The sequence below is a fragment of the Dyadobacter flavalbus genome (assembly GCF_006149045.1).
GTDB lineage: Bacteria > Bacteroidota > Bacteroidia > Cytophagales > Spirosomataceae > Dyadobacter > Dyadobacter flavalbus.
This window is the reverse complement of the sequence record NZ_VBSN01000074.1, coordinates 1-1,437: the sequence shown is the minus strand read 5'-3', so window position 1 is coordinate 1,437 and position 1,437 is coordinate 1. Positions and strand designations below refer to the sequence as shown.

2 protein-coding genes are annotated in these 1,437 nt (G+C 40.4%); both read left to right on the top strand.

Going from position 1 to position 1,437, the window contains the following annotated elements:
• Positions 1-563: helix-turn-helix domain-containing protein (locus FEM33_RS25260; RefSeq protein WP_229214411.1), on the top strand; the 563-nt coding region annotated here is incomplete at its 5' end.
• A gap of 2 nt (positions 564-565) precedes the next feature.
• On the top strand, positions 566-1,402 hold the full coding sequence (locus FEM33_RS25255; protein WP_139014757.1) for an IS3 family transposase: 837 nt from the start codon (positions 566-568) through the stop codon (positions 1,400-1,402).
• The last annotated feature ends 35 nt before the right edge of the window (positions 1,403-1,437 follow it).

The following is a 1,437-nucleotide window of genomic DNA, read 5'->3' as shown; positions in this document are numbered from 1 at the left end:
TGCACTGCCCCCAAAAAGTTAGACACTTCTTGGGGGCATTTTTTATGGGTAAAAACAGAAAATTCAGTGTAGAGTTCAGACTAACGATTGTAAATGCTTATCTGAACGGAGATAGTATTAAAGGATTGTCGAGGCGTTTTGAAATTACCAGATCCTGTATACAGAAATGGGTGGGACACTATAAACAAGGCGGCGGTTCAAGTCTTCTGCCGCAATACGGGCGCGATTACTCAACAGAATTTAAGCAACAAGTTGTTTACGCTTATCAGAAACAGGGTTTATCTTTGAATGAGTGTTGCTTCAAATTTAGAATACCCAGTGTAAGTACTTTACATGTTTGGGTGCGGCAGTATGAGCAGTTTGGTATCGATGGTTTTAGCAGGGCCCGTGGCAGGCCCAAGTCTATGAAAAACAAATTTAAAATTATTAAAACATACGGTCCATTGACGCGATTGGAGGAGCTCGAAAATGAGAACCTGCGCCTAAGGGCAGAAAATGACTTGCTAAAAAAGCTGGATGCCTTAATCCGCGAGAAGGAAGTTGCGCAAAAGAAAAAGCGTTAACAATCCATGGGTTAAGGCAAAAATATCCGCTTGAATTGCTTTTGGACCTCTTTGAAATGCCCAGAAGTAATTTTTACTACCATATTAAAAATAGCGCTCATGGCAGCAAGTACCAGGACGCAAACAAGCAGATCAGGCAAGTTTACGATCGGCATAAGGGCAGGTTTGGCTACCGGCGCATCACGTTGGCTATCAGGAAAATGGGCAGCAATATCAACCATAAGACTGTCTTAAAGCTGATGAAGGCTATGAACCTTAAATCGTTGATCCGTACCAAACGATACCGCTCTTACAAAGGTCAGACAGGCAAGGTTGCACCCAACATTCTTAACAGAAATTTTAAATCTGTAAAACCATTACAGAAATGGGCAACGGACGTTTCCGAGTTCAGGGTGAAAGACAGAAAACTTTTCTTGTCGCCTATCATTGATCTGTTTAATGGAGAAATAATTAGTTACAGTCTGTCTGAATCTGCTAATTTTAAGCAAGTCACACAAATGCTCAAAAAGGCATTTAAAAAGATTGGCAGGCCAGAGAATCTGGTGCTGCATTCCGACCAGGGCTGGCAATACCAAATGAGCGAATATCAAAAAATGCTTAAATCAAAGGGTATTATCCAAAGCATGTCCAGAAAAGGCAATTGCCTGGATAATGCAATTATTGAAAACTTCTTTGGAACAATTAAATCAGAGTTGTTCTACTTGAACAAGTATCAGAGCATTGATGAGCTGAAAGAAGCAATTAAAGATTATATCAACTACTACAACAAAGACAGGATCAGGCTTAATTTAAATGGAATGAGCCCGGTACAATACCGAGCTCATCACACTAATCGTTAATTCTTAAACTCGTCCAACTTTTGGGGTGCAGTCTA